The sequence below is a fragment of the Serratia sp. HNCC26DJ206 genome (assembly GCF_057180605.1).
In genome coordinates this window covers 1-16830 of sequence record NZ_JBXUGP010000036.1, presented here as the reverse complement: position 1 = coordinate 16830, position 16830 = coordinate 1, and the positions used below count along the sequence as shown (strand labels likewise).

Annotated in this window: 12 protein-coding genes; 2 read left to right on the top strand and 10 right to left on the bottom strand. The window is 53.9% G+C overall.

Annotation, left to right across the window (positions count from 1 at the left end; genetic code table 11):
• The first annotated feature begins 201 nt into the window (after positions 1 to 201).
• A complete protein-coding gene (gene katA, locus AC2A1E_RS20480) occupies positions 202 to 1638 on the top strand; it encodes a catalase KatA (RefSeq protein ID WP_484385294.1) in 1437 nt (478 codons plus the stop codon).
• 1395 nt (positions 1639 to 3033) lie between these two features.
• Here katA and menE read toward each other — a convergent pair.
• The 10 genes from menE to AC2A1E_RS20430 all read right to left on the bottom strand — a co-directional run bounded on the left by menE (position 3034) and on the right by AC2A1E_RS20430 (position 15580).
• Positions 3034 to 4422 carry an o-succinylbenzoate--CoA ligase gene (gene menE / locus AC2A1E_RS20475; RefSeq protein ID WP_484385293.1) on the bottom strand — a complete coding sequence of 463 codons (1389 nt, stop codon included), beginning with the start codon at positions 4420 to 4422 and terminating at the stop codon, positions 3034 to 3036.
• Positions 4410 to 5393 carry an o-succinylbenzoate synthase gene (gene menC / locus AC2A1E_RS20470; protein WP_484385292.1) on the bottom strand — a complete coding sequence of 328 codons (984 nt, stop codon included), beginning with the start codon at positions 5391 to 5393 and terminating at the stop codon, positions 4410 to 4412. Before menC ends, menE begins: the two co-directional genes overlap by 13 nt.
• Complete coding sequence (menB, locus tag AC2A1E_RS20465; RefSeq protein ID WP_459402040.1) at positions 5393 to 6250, bottom strand: 1,4-dihydroxy-2-naphthoyl-CoA synthase; 858 nt, start codon at positions 6248 to 6250, stop codon at positions 5393 to 5395. Before menB ends, menC begins: the two co-directional genes overlap by 1 nt.
• Positions 6234 to 7022 (bottom strand): 2-succinyl-6-hydroxy-2,4-cyclohexadiene-1-carboxylate synthase, encoded by a 789-nt coding sequence (gene menH, locus AC2A1E_RS20460; RefSeq protein WP_484385291.1) that lies wholly within the window; start codon positions 7020 to 7022, stop codon positions 6234 to 6236. Before menH ends, menB begins: the two co-directional genes overlap by 17 nt.
• On the bottom strand, positions 7022 to 8695 hold the full coding sequence (gene menD / locus AC2A1E_RS20455) for a 2-succinyl-5-enolpyruvyl-6-hydroxy-3-cyclohexene-1-carboxylic-acid synthase (protein ID WP_484385290.1): 1674 nt from the start codon (positions 8693 to 8695) through the stop codon (positions 7022 to 7024). Before menD ends, menH begins: the two co-directional genes overlap by 1 nt.
• A gap of 175 nt (positions 8696 to 8870) precedes the next feature.
• On the bottom strand, positions 8871 to 10163 hold the full coding sequence (gene menF, locus AC2A1E_RS20450; RefSeq protein ID WP_484385289.1) for an isochorismate synthase MenF: 1293 nt from the start codon (positions 10161 to 10163) through the stop codon (positions 8871 to 8873).
• A gap of 268 nt (positions 10164 to 10431) precedes the next feature.
• Positions 10432 to 11673 (bottom strand): MFS transporter, encoded by a 1242-nt coding sequence (locus AC2A1E_RS20445; RefSeq protein WP_484385288.1) that lies wholly within the window; start codon positions 11671 to 11673, stop codon positions 10432 to 10434.
• A gap of 161 nt (positions 11674 to 11834) precedes the next feature.
• The gene (locus tag AC2A1E_RS20440; RefSeq protein ID WP_459402035.1) at positions 11835 to 12701 is read right to left on the bottom strand and encodes a DMT family transporter; all 867 of its coding nucleotides are present in this window, start codon (positions 12699 to 12701) and stop codon (positions 11835 to 11837) included.
• A gap of 314 nt (positions 12702 to 13015) precedes the next feature.
• Positions 13016 to 13441, bottom strand: a complete 426-nt coding sequence (locus AC2A1E_RS20435; RefSeq protein ID WP_459402034.1) for a cupin domain-containing protein — start codon at positions 13439 to 13441, stop codon at positions 13016 to 13018.
• A gap of 309 nt (positions 13442 to 13750) precedes the next feature.
• Complete coding sequence (locus AC2A1E_RS20430) at positions 13751 to 15580, bottom strand: thiamine pyrophosphate-binding protein (RefSeq protein ID WP_484385287.1); 1830 nt, start codon at positions 15578 to 15580, stop codon at positions 13751 to 13753.
• 341 nt (positions 15581 to 15921) lie between these two features.
• Between AC2A1E_RS20430 and AC2A1E_RS20425 the strand changes: the two genes are divergently transcribed.
• On the top strand, positions 15922 to 16794 hold the full coding sequence (locus AC2A1E_RS20425; protein ID WP_484385286.1) for a LysR family transcriptional regulator: 873 nt from the start codon (positions 15922 to 15924) through the stop codon (positions 16792 to 16794).
• Positions 16795 to 16830: the final 36 nt, after the last annotated feature.

Sequence of the window (16830 nt, the reverse complement as noted above, 5' to 3'; positions counted from 1 at the left end):
TCAATAAATTGTAAATAGATGAAAATCAACCAACCCCGTATCGCAACGATAACCGGTGCCTATTTGCCCCTGGTCGAGAATAGGACTACAACTAGTAATGCCATTGATATAAGCCAGCAACCTAGGGCTTTTCATTAATTACGATTATGTCCCCCCGAGTATGAGCAATCAACTTAACTGCAATACAGTAAGGAGCAATTGATGAGCAAGAAAGGATTAACCACTGCGGCCGGTGCACCCGTTGTTGATAATAATAATTCGATGACCGCCGGGAAACGTGGCCCACTGCTGATGCAAGACGTGTGGCTGCTGGAAAAACTGGCCCACTTTGATCGTGAAGTGATCCCAGAACGCCGCATGCATGCCAAGGGTTCCGGTGCATACGGCACCTTCACGGTGACTCACGACATCACCCAATACACTCGCGCAAAAATCTTCTCCGAGATTGGCAAAAAAACCGAGTTGTTCGTTCGCTTCTCTACCGTAGCCGGTGAGCGCGGTGCCGCCGATGCCGAACGTGATATTCGTGGCTTTGCGATGAAGTTTTACACCGAAGAAGGCAACTGGGATCTGGTGGGCAACGATACGCCAGTGTTTTATCTGCGCGATCCGCTCAAATTCCCCGATCTCAACCACGTGGTAAAACGCGACCCGCACACCAACCTGCGCAACCCGATTTATAAATGGGATTTCTTCTCGCACCTGCCGGAAGCCCTGCACCAGTTGACCATCGACTTCAGCGATCGCGGCCTGCCCAAGTCTTACCGCCATATGCACGGTTTCGGTAGCCATACGTTCAGTTTTATCAATGCTAATAACGAGCGGTTCTGGGTGAAATTCCACTTCCGCTGTGAACAAGGCATCGAAAACCTGATGGATGATGAGGCAGAAGCGATCATCGCCAAAGACCGTGAAAGCTCGCAACGCGATCTGTTTGACGCGATCAAACAGGGCAATTTCCCGCGCTGGACGCTGCAAGTCCAGATCATGCCCGAGCACGAAGCCTCACAGACCCCGTATAACCCGTTTGACCTGACCAAAGTCTGGCCACACAGCGACTATCCGCTGATCGAAGTTGGTTTCTTCGAGTTGAACCGCAACCCGGACAACTACTTCTCCGAAGTAGAGCAAGTGGCGATGAACCCGGCCAACGTGGTGCCAGGCATCGGTTTCTCACCGGACAGAATGTTGCAGGGCCGTTTGTTCTCCTACGGCGATGCACATCGCTACCGCCTGGGAGTCAACCATCACCAAATCCCGGTCAACGGTGCCAAATGCCCGTTCCACAACTATCACCGTGACGGCGCGATGCGCGTAGACGGCAACAGCGGCAACGGCGTCACCTATGAGCCAAACAGCTTTGGCCTGTTCCAGGAGCAACCGGACTTCAGCGAGCCACCGTTGAGCCTCGAAGGTGCGGCGGATCACTGGAATCATCGCGAAGACGACGATTACTACAGCCAGCCACGGGCGCTGTTCAACCTGCTGAGCGCTGAAGAGCATCAGCGTATGTTCACACGCATTGCCGATGAGCTGTCGCAGGTGCCAGAACAGATCCAGCGCCGCCAGGTTGACCTGTTCGCCAAGGTGCACCCAGACTACGGTGCCGGTGTCGCCAAGGCGTTAGGTTTGAAATAATCAGTTAAGGCTAGCCCTCTCCTTCGGGGCGGCTTCTCATACACATATCAGATTACGGCCATTTGGTCGTAATCTGACAAATATAACCATCTGATTTTAAAATAAATACTCTCACGCCGGCCTTAGACAACTAGAATAATGCACATAAAAAAACCACAAGATAGCCAGAACAACCAGTTTTCCAAGTACCGGGCGAGGGATGCTTCAATTATCACTGGCAATTCCGTTTTTAAACAATGCACAGCCACCAGCGGATAAACAGGGACTGTCATTTCCTTGTCATAATACAAATAACGCAGCAGTGCGCATTAGCGGACAATTAAATAATTGACAGTACAATTTCGCCGTTTCAGCATTATTAGTATTCACGGTATAGTCTGGCGTGATATCGGGGAGAATAGTGATATTACGCTGATGTTCGGCCACTTCCAAACACTGTTTATTGGCAGCAGCAACTAGCTCTTATAACAGGAGGGACAATCATTGTCTTTTAGTACGCTTGCGCTACTGATAACACCAATAGCAATTACATTCCCTTTTATTTGAAATGAACAATATTTAAACAGGCTGATGCGAGAATACCTATCGCATCAGCACTGAAATTATATTCTAAAAAAAACGTATTAATTTAGAATATTATGCACATTTAACCAGATCGGCTGATTCACTCGTCGTGCTTACGACGTTGCCGTTCTTATCTACGCATGTGTTTACTTCCATGCAAACTGTAGGTGAAGTTTTCTCGAAGCTAACAGTACAAACCGGAGCGGCGGTACCGCCAACAATGACGCTAGCTTCAGATAAATTAATTTTCTTCACAATATCATCCTTATATAAAATTGAAAATAAATTAAACGTTCCCCCATCGCTATAATAGCAACAAATTCACGCTCACTATAAAGACACAAGATTTATGCCTTTATTAAAGCATAAACAAGCGGGTACTTATAGGACACCATCTGCGTATGCCGTTAAGAATAACCTCACACATGAGATTAATCAATATAATTATTACTGTAATAACAAAGCCTCACCTTATTAGTTATGTTTTCAAAAAAGGATATTTCTTGTTTTTCACAAGAATAAATCCTCTATTAAATCTCGTGATCTTTTTAAATAAGGGCAACAACAGGAAATACATTATGGATATTTCTTATATACACACGTAATTATTGAAGCGGCATGATTCTCTAATCAATAAGGATCATGCTCAACGCTATGATTTCAGCACTGAATAATGAACAAAAAATAACCTCTGAGGCGCTCCCGACAAATACTTGCCAGAGCAAATATCCACGGGAGCATCTTCGCTACCCCCATGGTGTTCTGCAAACCGCTGTCCTACACGGGTATGAGCCGTTGTACGAGTATTATCCGCTTAAGCGGCCTTGTTTTTCAGCGAGACCCCTTCAACTGCTCAACTACCCACTGCCGTAAGCGGCGGCGCGAAATCTTGATACCGCCGGTTTTCAGTTCGTCACGTAGAGCAAACAGCGCGATTGGCCGCTGGAAATTGGCCAGCAAGGCATCCGCCCATGCCAGCAAGGCATCCAGCGTCAACTCACCTTCGTAGTCAATCACCGCCACTGGCCGCTGGCCGAACTCGGGATCGTCAACCGGCACGATAAACACTTGCAGGATCTGCGGATGCGCTGCCAGTACCCGTTCAACGTCTTCGGGTTGCACCCCTTCACCACCGCTGAAGAACAGATTGTCCAACCGACCGATAATCCGCAGTTCGCCCTGCTCCATCGCACCACGATCGCGCGTGTGGAACCAGCCCTGCTCATCGGCGATCGGCAGCAGCGCCCCTTGGTGCCAATAACCCAGCGCCAGGCTTGGCGAGCGGATCCACACCTCCTGATCCACCAGCCGTATCTCGCGGCCATACAGCGGCAAGCCTACGCCCGGCCGTTCGTCGGCGCGTTTGGCGCATACCGTGGAAGCCAGTTCGGTTAGACCGTAACCGCACCAGCAGCGGATCCCCATCGCCTCTGCCTGCTGAGTGAGCGAAACCGGGATCATCGCCCCACCGAGCAGCACCTCTTTCAACGCATGTTCGGTCATCGGTTCAGACAGCAAGCGCCATAACTGGGTCGGTACCAGAGAAGCATGAGTGCAACCAGCCAGCGCGTCGGCCAACGGCTGCATATCACGCACCACCAACTGCGCACCTGCCACCAGCCAGCGCCAAATAATGCCTTGCCCAGAAACGTGGAACAGCGGCAGAGAAAGCAACCAGCGATCCTGCGGCTGAAAGTCCATCAGATGCAGCACACCTTCGGCGCTGGCAAGGTGCCCGGCATAGCTGTGTGCGGCCGCTTTTGGCAAGCCGCTGGAACCGGAGGTCAGCGTCAGCGTTGCCAACCGTTGTGCATTCCACGGTAGCTCTTGCAGAGGGTATGCCGTTCCTGCTGATGACGATAATCGGATAATTTCAGGCGCTAGTTCGGGTAAACCATCGGGGCTGAAAGCAAAAGCAATATCCAAATCCGGCAATAACGCAGCCAACATAGAAGTAGGCAACGCCGGGTTAAGCGGCAACACGCGTGCCCCGCATTGCAGCAATGCCAAATAAGCCAGCAACAATGGATAGCTGTTTTTACCACACAGCACCACACCACAGCCCGGCAAAACCCCTTGCTGCTGAAAATCCGCCGCCAGCAGATCAACCTGCCGTTGCAGCTCAAGCCAGCCGATCGGCTGATGCCCAACGATCACCGCCGTCGCCTGCGGGTTCTGAGCGGCCCAATAGCGCCACGGCCAGTCGTTTAGCTGCGCCATAAGCACTCCAGCGCATCCGTACCGAGCAACGGCAGCGTACTCTCTGGCCAACCGCGCATCAGCTGCGCCTGCATCAGGTTCAAAGTATCCAGCCCCGGTACGGTATCCGGCGTCAGCCAATGGGCAATGCGTGCCAGCTGCGTTAGCCCCAGACTGGATTCAATGCTGGAGCTGATCACTGCGACTAACCCCGCTTGGTGCGCCTGCTCGATCAGTTCACGGCAGCGGTTCAAGCTGCCGACCAGCGTTGGTTTGATAACAATCGCGGCCACACCCGGCTCGGCCTGCACCACAAAGTCCGCTTCACGCACGCTCTCATCCCAGGCGATAGCAATACCGGTTGCCTGCGCAAAATCCCGCGACTCATCACGAGTTTTGCAGGGCTCTTCCAGAAATGCGATGCGATCGCGCCATGCCGGGTTGACATACTTGGCAAAGCTGTCGGCCTTGGCGCGCGTCCAACTGCGGTTGGCATCCAGCCGCAATTTAAGATCTGGCAAAGCCTCTAGCAGCACGTTGACCACCATGCCATCGCGCACCGCCTCATACAGGCCCACTTTCACCTTGGCTACCTTCTCGCCCGGCAATGCGCTCAGCACCGCAAACAATTCGTCGGGATCGCCGGTACAAAGCGGAGCCTTGCGATAGTCGGCCTGCAACGGCAACTGCTCTGCCAATTCAGCCAACGCGCAACTGGTGCCGAAAGCCACCGACGGCGGTTCGCTGGCAGCGCTGGCCTCACCCACCAGCCACGCCTGTAGCCAGATTAAGGCGGCCTGCTGTGCCTGCTCGAGCGTTTCCTGACTGAATTCCGGCAGCGGCGCGATCTCGCCCCAACCCTGCTGATCCCCCTGTTGCAGGTGGATCAGTAAGCCATCACGGGTTTTTAACCGCTGGTTGCGCAGCACCACGCCCGCCTCCATCGGCAGGCAGTAACGGTAAAGGGCTGCGTTACGAGTTAGCGCGGTCATTACGGATTACGCTTGAATTTGCTGAAGTCCGGCTGGCGCTTTTCATTGAATGCGTTGCGCCCTTCCTGACCTTCGTCGGTCATATAGAACAACATGGTGGCGTTACCCGCCAGCTCCTGCAAACCTGCCTGGCCGTCACAGTCGGCGTTGAGCGCTGCTTTCAGGCAGCGCAAGGCCATCGGGCTGTTTTGCAGCATCTCACGGCACCAGCGCACGGTTTCTTTTTCCAGATCCGCCAATGGCACCACGGTATTGACTAAGCCCATATCCAACGCAGCCGCAGCATCGTACTGGCGACACAGGAACCAGATCTCACGCGCTTTTTTCTGGCCAACAATGCGCGCCATGTAAGAAGCGCCCCAGCCGCCGTCAAAGGAACCAACCTTCGGCCCAGTCTGGCCAAAAATGGCGTTATCGGCCGCAATGGTCAGATCGCACATCATATGCAATACGTGACCGCCGCCAATAGAGTAACCAGCCACCATCGCCACCACCGGCTTCGGGCAGGTGCGGATCTGGCGCTGGAAATCCAGCACGTTCAGGTGGTGCACGCCGCTGTCATCACGATAGCCGCCGTAGTCGCCCCGCACTTTCTGATCGCCACCGGAGCAGAAGGCCTTGTCACCAGCACCGGTAAGAATGATAGTGCCGATCCCATCGTCATAACGCGCGTTCGCCAACGCATCGATCATCTCTTTCACCGTATGCGGGCGGAAGGCGTTACGTACCTGCGGGCGGTTGATGGTGATTTTGGCAATGCCATCGCTGGATTTGTGGTACAGGATGTCCTCGAAATCGCCGGAACAGTCCTGCCACTCAATGGCGGCGTACAGTTGTTCTTCATTGGGATACAGCATGTTCAGTTCCTTTATTATCAAGAAATTCATGTAACGCGGCGGCAAAATCCGCCGGGTTCGCTAAATGCGCGTTATGTCCGGCCAGTGGCACGGTACGCAGCGGCAAACCGGCATCGCGCGCCAGCATTTGAAATTTGTGATCATCAACGCCACACAGCACCCGCATCGGCAGCGTCAAACGTTGTAATTGTGGCACCAACCACGGCTGCCGCCCGAGCGAAGTGGCTTCCAGCATATCGGCCACCGCCGAGCCAATATTGGCAGAACGGGCTGAGATCAGCGCTTCACGGTGTACCGCGCTCAGATCGTCAAATATCGGTTGCTGATACCAATCCAGCAGCACCTGCTCAATAGGTTCAGCGCGAAAACGACTGGCCCAGTTGGCATCATGGGCACGGCGCTGAGTGCGTAGTTCTTCGCTCTCCAACCCCGGATTACCGCCTTCGACCACAATCCCCTGCAACCCCTGATGCTCACCGTAGCAAGCGTGGTACATGGCAATCCGGCCGCCGAGCGAATAGCCCACCAGCCAGTAACTTTCAATTTTGTGATGTTGCAGCGTGGCGGTGATTTGCCGGCTGATATCGGCAAAGTCCTCGCAGGGCTGGGCAGCAGAATCCCCATGGCCGGGCAGATCGATCGCCAGCGAAGGCCACTGCTCGCAGCGAGAAGCGATAACCCGCCACTCATTGTTGTTGCCCAGCAGGCCATGCAACCAAACCAACCACGGGCGATGGCTTTCGCCCTGTTGTAAAACGCGTGAAGCCAGCATCAGTTCACCACCTTGTGTTGTACCAGATGTTGTAACGTCTCTGCGCCATCGCTCGGCGGCACCTGCAATTCAATTAACGTCGTTCCTTCGCGGCACCAGCCCTGCTCCACCGCCTGTTGCAACTGCTGCCAATTTTGCGAGCAGGCGTAATTCAGCTGGAACATTGCCGCCGCATGGCTAAAATCCACGTTCTGCGGCATACAGTAAAAACGCTCGCGCTCCAATTCCGGCGTTGGCAGCAGCGAGAAGATCTGGCCACCGTTATTATTCACCACAATCAACACCATCGGTGCAGAAGATTGGCGCAGCAATGCCAACGCATTCAGGTCATATAACGCGGAAAGATCGCCGACTACCGCCAGGGTGGGTTTAGCCGTGGCGCGCTGCACGCCTGCGGCGGTGGAAATCAGCCCATCAATGCCGCTGGCTCCGCGATTGCTGAACACAGGATAACCGGCTGGCAACTGTGCCAATGCGTCGATCAAGCGCACAATCAGGCTATTGCCGAGAAACAGTTGGCCGTTTTCTGGCAATAGCTCCGGCAACCGGTGAGCCAGTTGCGCCTCACCGAAGCGATTGACCAAATATTCAGACACAGCATCAAAAGAATTCTGCGCCAAGGCTGCCAAATCTTCAGCCCACGGCGCACCTATCTGTGCCGGGTGTAGATCGAGCCACTCGCCCACGGCGGCGTGAAGTCGGCGGCCACGATGGTGCGCCGGATCGAGCCGACCAGGCAGTGAATCAATCAGCCAATATTCCTCTGGTTGGCAATGCTCTTGCCATTTCAGCAGGCGTTTGCCGGTCAGGCTGCTGCCAAACTGCACCACCAGTTGCGCATTTTCCAGCAATTGGCGCGCCTGTGGTTGCGCCAGCCACAAATCGGCACAGGGTAAAGGTTGACCGGTTTGCGAAAGGACGTCACCAATCAATGGCCAACCCAGCATGTCGGCCCATTCGGCCAACCGCACTCCCTCTTCAGCGCTCATACGCCCGGCGATCACCACCCCACGCTTTTGCCGCCAGACAAACCAATCTGGCTGTTGCAATACCTGATGCGCATCCACTTCTCGCAGCCAAGGCTGGGCCCCTTGCCACCAATCGCCCAATGCCGCCGACCATTCGGCATACTGCTGCTCATCACCGCCATACAGCGGTTCGGCAAACGGGCAGTTGATATGCAACGCACCGTGCGACAGGCGCGCCATCGCGCTATCTAAAGTAGAAACCAGCCAGCGGGCGGGAATATCCGCGCTAGGGCGTGGCAAATCAATATTCAGCGTTGGGTGGCTCGCATAGAGACCCGGTTGGCGAATCGCCTGATTGGCACCGCAATCAATCAGTTCTGGCGGCCGATCGGCAGTGAGAAAGACTAATCGCTCACCGGTCAGCCCGGCTTCAATCAGGGAAGGATAGAGATTGGCCGCAGCGGTGCCAGAGGTGACGATCACCGCCACCGGTTCGCGCGCCGCTTTTGCCAGGCCGAGCGCCAAGTGGCCCAGCCCACGTTCATCAAAATGGGTATGGCAGGTAAAAGACCTGTTGGCAGCCGCCGCCAGCGTCAAGGGTGTGGAGCGCGATCCCGGAGCGATACAGATATGCCGCACCCCATGGCGTGCCAGCGCTTCTAACAGCAACGCCGCCCACCGGCGATTAAAAACACTTGTCGACATAGTTCGCTCACGAGTCAGTAAACAGAAGTTATACTCGGAGGATAACTAACAAGAGGTATCACTCCAGGGGCTATAACTCTAAATTATATAAGTAATCATCTTTGCGGCTTTTGCGCTGGCGCAAAAACGCCGTAACTCTCCGTGGCAGGCTGAGCCGGAATACATCAATTCCGGTTCAGAGGCCGCCTTCTGGTTGCAGAAGAGTCCGCAAACCGGCTACTTTATTTTCGATTTCCTGCCACTCTTCGGCCGGATCCGAACCGGCAACAATACCCGCACCAGCATAAAGTTGGACCTGATCACCATCGATCTGGGTGGAACGCAGCGCCACACAAAATTCGGATTGCTCAATAGACAAATAACCGGCCGATCCGGCATACCAATGGCGAGAGAAAGGTTCATGCAGGCGGATAAAGTCACGTGCTGCCTGGCGTGGCAACCCGGCCACCGCAGCGGTAGGCTGAAGCCGTTGCAGGCAGTCGGCGTCGTCACCACGGTTCAGTTGCCCTTCAATCCGCCGCCGCAGGTGCTGTACTTTACGCAAGCGCACCACTTCGGCGGGCAAAACGTCTACCGCACTGGCGCCCCCTTGCAAGCGCTGGCAGATATCATCCACCACCAGTAGGTTTTCCTGTTGGTTCTTGGCATCCTGCAGCAGCCACTGTGCCAACGCGCGTGCCTGTTGCTCATCCGTATGGCTGGCAACGGTGCCCGCCAGCGCTTCGGTCAGTAAATGCTGCCCTTCACGCAGATACAATCTTTCCGGGCTTGAACCAAGAAAGGCCGAATGCGCATCGAAACGCATCATAAAATGGTAGCAACGGTGGTTAACCTTGCGGCTGGCGGCCATCAACGCGGGTGCAAACAGCGGGCTTGCCAGCGTCAGCCGCGTGCTGCGTGCCAACACCACCTTATCGAGCTGCTGATGTTCGATCGCGGTCAGCGCCTCACGCAGCATAGCGTCCCAAGCTGAACGCTCTGGCTGATGCAGCACCGATTGCACCGTTACCTGCAAATCCGCGATCGGTTTTGCCGCCGCCAGTTCCTCAAGCCAGCGGCTGGCGGCAATAGCGTCTTCATGCAATGAGGATTCAGAAAACAGATTCAGCGTCAGTTCACCCTTGCCGCTGCAACTCTGGATCTCCACACGCGGCAACAGCAGCAACGCGCTGTCGTCAAAAGCGTTCAGCCCCCACAGGCGAGCACCGGGATGTGCATGCAGAAACGCCTGCGCCGGCAAAGGATGCGAGAATTGCCTGACTGCGCCACATACCGCAGCTTCTCGCCGCGCTTCACGATGGCGCCAATAAAACTGCGGGAATAGCGTTTGTGCCGCCAACCACTCAAGTAACGTGGCGGCCAGGCGATCGGGAACCGGTAATGTTATCTGCCGAAATCCGGCTTCAGAGGGGAAACCCTGCGCAAGCTGCTGACGTAACTGCCGCAACAATCCCGAAAGTTGTTCCACTGCAACCTCATTAACCAAACTTAATGTGGGGAATTATACGGTAAATCAAAACCGGCGGGCGGAAAAATACCGTCAGCGTCTTGGCATATCAGCCAGTTGCTTATGGATTAACCGTGAAGAGTAATTTTCAAGCTACAGGTAAGAGGCAATCAAAGATAACGCTGTATTAATGAAGAGGATTTCTTAAAAAAAAACAGCGTGCAAGCACGCTGGAAATAGTACACAACACCAGGGAAATCGGCAGTAACGCGGGTTATCCTTATTGGTTTTAACGCGGGAATTTCGCTCGCATTACCAGTAGACCCAAGGCCAGGCAAACCACAGCGCTGACCATAAATAACAGATTGACCGCCAGATGCAGGCTGGCATGGTCGATCACTACACCCAACAGAATAGGTACCCAGTTGGCAATATAAGCGATCACATAAAACAGCGAGATCAAACGCGCATGGCAAGCCTTGGGTGAAATCAGGTTCACCAGCGTCGCACTGCCAACAAAAATTGCTCCGTAGGCATAACCCGCAATCACCATGCCCACCGCAGCCAGGCCCAATGAATGGATCAGGATCGCCTCGGCAAACACCACCACAGCCAACGCCTGCGCCAGGCAACCAAACATCAACGAATAGCGCGCATTAAAGCGACGGCTTAAAATCTGACTGATACCGGCAATCACCAGATACACCGCAATCACATAGCCATAAACACCACGGCTTTGTATACCCAACAGCTTTTCCGCCACGCTGGGGCCAATTGCCAGAATGCTCGCCGCCACCGCCCAGCAGATGAATAACGCCCCAGCACACAGGAAGAATTGACTGCCGGTGGCCCGCAAGCCATCCGCCAAACTGCTTTTTTCTACTACAACTTCCGCAGCCTGCCCGCTGCTTGGTGCAATCACCACATCCTGTGGCCACTTCAGCATCACGCCCAACGCCGCCGTAGCCGCAACGGCCATAATGATGACAAACGGCAGCGACGTGGTATAGAACCCGGTCTGCAATGCGACACCGCTGAAAATCGGCCCCAGTGCCAGCCCGGTGGTAAACGACAGCGTGGCGATCAGCGCGGCGTTTTTGCCCCCGTCCTTCGGGCCAAAACGCACCAGTGCAATATTGGCCGCACCGGTCAATGCCCCAGTGCCAATCCCTGCCAGCAAGCGTGCGATAAACAACATGAGAAATGAATCCGCCAGCGCAAATAGCAGAGCTCCAACCAGCACCACCAGTAACGCCGGGACAATCATGCTGCGCAGATCTTTCACCTTTCCGGCCAGGTTGCCCACGCCGAACAGAGAAATCAGCACACCCGCAGCATAAGCACCGTAAATAACCGTCAGGCTTACCGAAGTTAAAGCCAGTTCATGCTGATAAAGGGGATAAAGCGGCGTCGGTGCACTGCTGTTCAGCAGCGCAGACATCAATGCCAGCGCTAGAAACAGCAGAATAGCAAAACGCGAAGAACTCGAGTCCGTTCTAGTTGATCCATCAACAGCCACACCGTCTGACATTATCCTCTCCCGAAACGATCAAGCCTACGCCTGCAATAAACCGCGCTTTCCGAAAGTAGCCCCAATCAGAAAACGCGCTCATCATACCGTTCGGATCTAACTGCCAAAATAGCCAATAACGCATCACAGTGATTCATTAATGCATGCATTTAGATGCAAAATTACACCGATGCGGTTTTGGCGGCGGCTTTTGCTGGCGCACGCCGCAGCATGGCCAACGCCCCAGAGAGAATGATCAATGCCATGCCAACTGCGGCAATCGAAGACAGTGCTTCTGCAAACATCAGGTAGCCGAGCAGCGTGGAGAAAATAATGGTGCTGTAAGAAAGTATGCTGACAATCACCGCGTTACCGCTGCCATAGGCGCGGGTCATGGTGATTTGTCCCAGGCTGCCGAAGATACCGATGGCACAGACGCACAGCAACGTGGCGGCATCCAGTGCCGAGAACCCGACGATCAATGCCATCACAACGCCCACCAGCGTTCCCACCAGGGAGAAATAGAACACCACGCGCAGTTCAGGTTCACCGGCGCGTACCAGTTTACCGACGTTAAAATAGGCCAGCGCGGTTAATAACCCGGAAAACAAACCGATTAACGTCGCCGCAAACTCACCGTGCGGTACATCCGGGCGCAAAAGAATCAGGATACCGACAAAACCCAGCAAGACGGAGAACAGCAGTTTACCGGTCAGTTGACCTTTGGTCGTTACGAAAACGATCACCGACTGAAAGATGGGATTGGTATAACCGAGGGTCGCCGCCGTGGCGATAGGCAGATGAATCAGCGAGTAGAAACCGCAGTACATGGCGGCATTGCCGATGGCAGCACGCTTCATATGCAACCCAAGATGCTGGGTACGGAAACCGATATTCTTGATTTGAATCAGCGCTGCCACTATCGCCACGTTGATAAATGAACGATAGAAAATGATGTCAAAAAAACCGACCTTCGCTGAAGCCAGTTTGATACAGGCCCCCATCAATGCGAAAAACGCACTGGCAACGACCATCCATAACGCAACCATGATTTCCCCGGAATGCGGCCCAATCGGGCCGCGAACTCATTTATACCCTAAATAATTCGAGTTGCAGGACAAAAGCGCAACGCGTTTTTGAACAGCACTTGTGCTGGCCCCACAGGGGCGAGGCCCAAACTTGGGCCGAGTAACGCGACAAGCTCGTGACAAATGGGTCGTAGACCGATTTGAACAGCGCTTGCGCTGGCCCGTAGGGTGAGCCTCATTAATGAGGCTCATAATCCCCAGGAGCATAGGCCACTATGTGACTGGGGTGAACGAGCGTAGTCAACACACCTGCAGCTTGAAGTATGACGGGTATGTTATTCGGCGGCTTTCACCGTCAGTGGCTTATTATCTGCACAGGCAAAGAATACCAGCATTTCGGCGCCTTTATCACCGGAAACGCCCTGATGAACAATATCTACCGTATCGGTAAATGAGTCACCCTGTTTGAACGTTTTTTTCACACCGGTGGCTTTCACCGTAAGAGAAACACTGCCGCCGGTCATATACACCGCACTGATGCAGGGATGGGTATGCCAGGCCAGCACTTTGTTCGGCTCTACCGTAACTTTAAGCATAGTGATTTGCGGTGCCCCCGCCGGATAGTGCCGGTAGGCTGTACCTTCCCATGAGTTTTCGGTTTTCAGTAGGGTTTCTTTGGTGATCCCTTCACCATGTTCATCAGCCGCCAGCACGTTACCTTGAAATGCGGCCATTAATGCCAGAAGTACCCATTTATACATGGTTATTGCTCCATCGTTGTTGTGATTAAAAAATAGAATGGGGTGAAATACCGAGGTGACATTGATATACCCAAAATAATTCGAGTTGCTTGTAGGCGGCCACTGAGAGAAGCCCTAGGAGCATAGGCCACTATGTGACTTAGGGTGAATGACAAATCTGCGCATGCAGATTTGAACACCGCTTGCGGTGGCCCCGAAGGGGCGAGGCCCAGCATGGGCCGAGTCACGCAGCCAACACCCAAGCAACTTGAAGTATGAAGGGTATAGCGATGTTGAGGCCGCCATACACACAGGCATGGCAGCTACGTTTTATATCCCTTTGATACGCTGTTCGTATTCTTTAATGCTCTCGGAATAATAACGGTTGGGAACCACGTGGTTGCCGACCATCACCTCAATCAGGAATGGGCCATCATGCTCAGCCGCCATGGTCAGTGCCTGATCCAGTTCCTCGAGCGTCGCGGCTTTGGCCGAAGCCACTCCCAAGCTGTTGGCAAAAGCCTTCCAGTCATGATTCGGCAATGCGGTATAAGCAGCGGAAACCCCCCGGTTTTGCAGCGTGTCGATATGCACGGCACCGTGTGCGCTGTTATTCATCACCACAAAGGTCATTTTTACCTGATAACGTGCTGCGGTCTGGATCTCCATACCGTGCATCAGCATGCAGCCGTCACCGGTGACCACCAGGCAATCGCGCTGTGGAGCAGCCAGCTTAATGCCAATACCGGCACAGATCGCCCACCCCATGGGAGCCAGCGAGCTGGAGGTATGATAGTCACCACGGCCATGCGTCTGCCAATGGTGTGCCATAAAGATGCGATGCGCACCTGAGTCCACCACCACATTGGTGTCATCGGCCGTGCGGCGGCGTAGATGCTTGATCACATCCCCAGGGTACATATTGGCCTCCCCCAGGGCGATACGCGCCACTAGATCCGGCTGTTCCTGTTCCAACGGCAAGGTGCGCACCTGCTTCATCCACTGATCGCGCAAGCGGTTTACGCAAATCAGGCGGACATCGTCATCATCAATAATTTCCAGCAGGCTCTGCAACGAACCGTTCAGGTTGGAGAAAATCTGTAAATCGGGCTGATAGTGAGAACTGACCTTATCGAAATCCTCATCAATCACCACCAGCGTTTTGGTGCCATGCAGTTTGGGATCCCAGTTCAGGCTATCGCGCTGGCTGAGATCGCAGCCCAGCACCAGCAAGACATCCACGCTGTCACCATTGATGGTTTCCACCGCGCGGGTATGGCCAGCAAAACCATACAGGCCCAACGCCAGTTCATGATCCTCAGGGAAAGCCCCTTTGCCCGACAGCGTAGTGGCAACCGGTAGGCGATATTTTTCGGCCACACGTAACAGCAGTTCGGCATCCAACGGATTATTGATGCGGCTCCCCGCCAGACAAGCCACATTCAACCCGCGCAGCAGATAGTCGTCTAGCAACATCTCCAACGCTGGCTGATCTACCGCGACTTCACGGCACAGCGGCATCCGAATTGGCTCTGGCTGGTTTGTTCTGGCTGCAACCGTCTTCTGCATATCAACCGGTACGCTCAGATAGGCACGCCCTTTGCGCTGAGTATTTAAACAGGACAAACTGCGGCGCAGTTCATGCTGTAGCGTGAGGTTGTTTTTGACTTCAATGGCCGTGGATAGCAGCGGCTTAACGATGGTCAGCTCATCAATACCGCTGTTGCTGCCATCCTGAAATGCGCCCTGCGCTTCATGATAGGTGGCAATCCCCCCCGCCAGATAGAGTACCGGGATCTTATCGGCCTGTGCGGCCGCCATCGCTGGCAAAAAGTTCATGGTGCCAGGGCCAGAAATCCCTAAGCAAACACCGAACCTGCGGCTGGCACGAGCATAGCCATCAGCCATAAAACCACAGGCGGTTTCGTGAGCGCCAACGATGCCGGTAATCGTCGAATGATCAATGGATTTAATCAGCGGGTAAACAAGCTTGCCCGGCACCAGAAAAACATGCTGAATTCCGCGGGATTCCAATCCTTCGATAATCACATCTGCATTGTTTTTCTCTGCCGCTTTAGCACCTGGTGACATGATCACCCTAACACCATCCGCAGTTGCCAATGCTACGGGGGCGTACATGCTCTCTACTTGAGACTCCATTTTTTATATCCAGTCTTGGTAAGACAATCTGATTCAGAGCGGATCCCATCAAGCAATTACGCCCACCAAGACCGGCTCTCATACGTATTTGCTAATGCCGGAAAGGCCATTCCAAAACACAACCTGCGCCATATCGCAACATGAGCGCCGATCAGCATAAAGATTGTTTGATAAAAATAAAGATGCAAACCTGCTTCACAAGGATGCATTTATTCATATTCTGAAACATAATAGATAATGATGATACAGCAGCCTCATTTTTTACAAATGCCTTTTCTAACAAGGCATTCATAGTAAAAGCAGGCTGAAAACCGATAAGATTCCAAGAAGGAAACGGCACAATGAATTGGGATGATGCGCGCTTCTTCCTGGCTGTAGCACGCTGCGGCACTTTACGAAAAGCGGCCAATGAACTACGCGTCGATCAGGCTACCGTTGGGCGGCGGGTCAGCGCGTTTGAAGAGACCTTAGGTTCAAAACTGTTTATCCGTACGCCAAAGTCGTTCTCTCTCAGTCCGCTGGGGGAAGAAATGCTGTCAGATGTGATGAACATGGAAAACGCAGTGCAGGCTATCGGCCGCAAAGCCACCAGCGGCGATGAAAGCCTGTGTGGTAGTGTCCGCATCGCCACCACCGATACCATGGCGGAAGCCTTTGTGATACCGGCATTGAAAAACCTGCGCGAGAAATACCCGCGCATCACCGTAACCTTACTGACCTCGGTCAATATTTCTGACATCTCTTATCGCGGGGCCGATCTGGCGATCCGCGGTGCCCGCCCGGAGTCCGATGAGCTTATCATCAAACGCCTGGCCACCATTGAAATGGGCCTTTACGCCACGCAGGATTATCTCGACAGGCAGGGAGTGCCGACCAAAGGCGGCCAGCTGCGTGGCCACGATCTGCTGATGTTCCCGCGCGAATTGGTACCACGCCACTGGAATAATTTCTGTGGCGAGACGTTGGTCGATCCTAATGTGGTATTGCAATGTAATTCCCAATTGCTGCTGCGTTCCGCAACGCGTAACGGCTTGGGTATTGGCCTGCTCTCTTGCTTCCTGGCCGATAACGATCCCGATCTGGTACGCATTTTCCCCGAGAACAAAGATTGGGTGGATATCTGGCTGGTACTTCACCCCGATTTGCAGCGCGCAGCACGTGTTCGTGCGGTAGTGCAGGCATTGGAAGCCTCGTTCCAGACTTACCCTGAATAGCCACCATTAAAAAAGGTCGCCGAAGCGCTGAGGGAC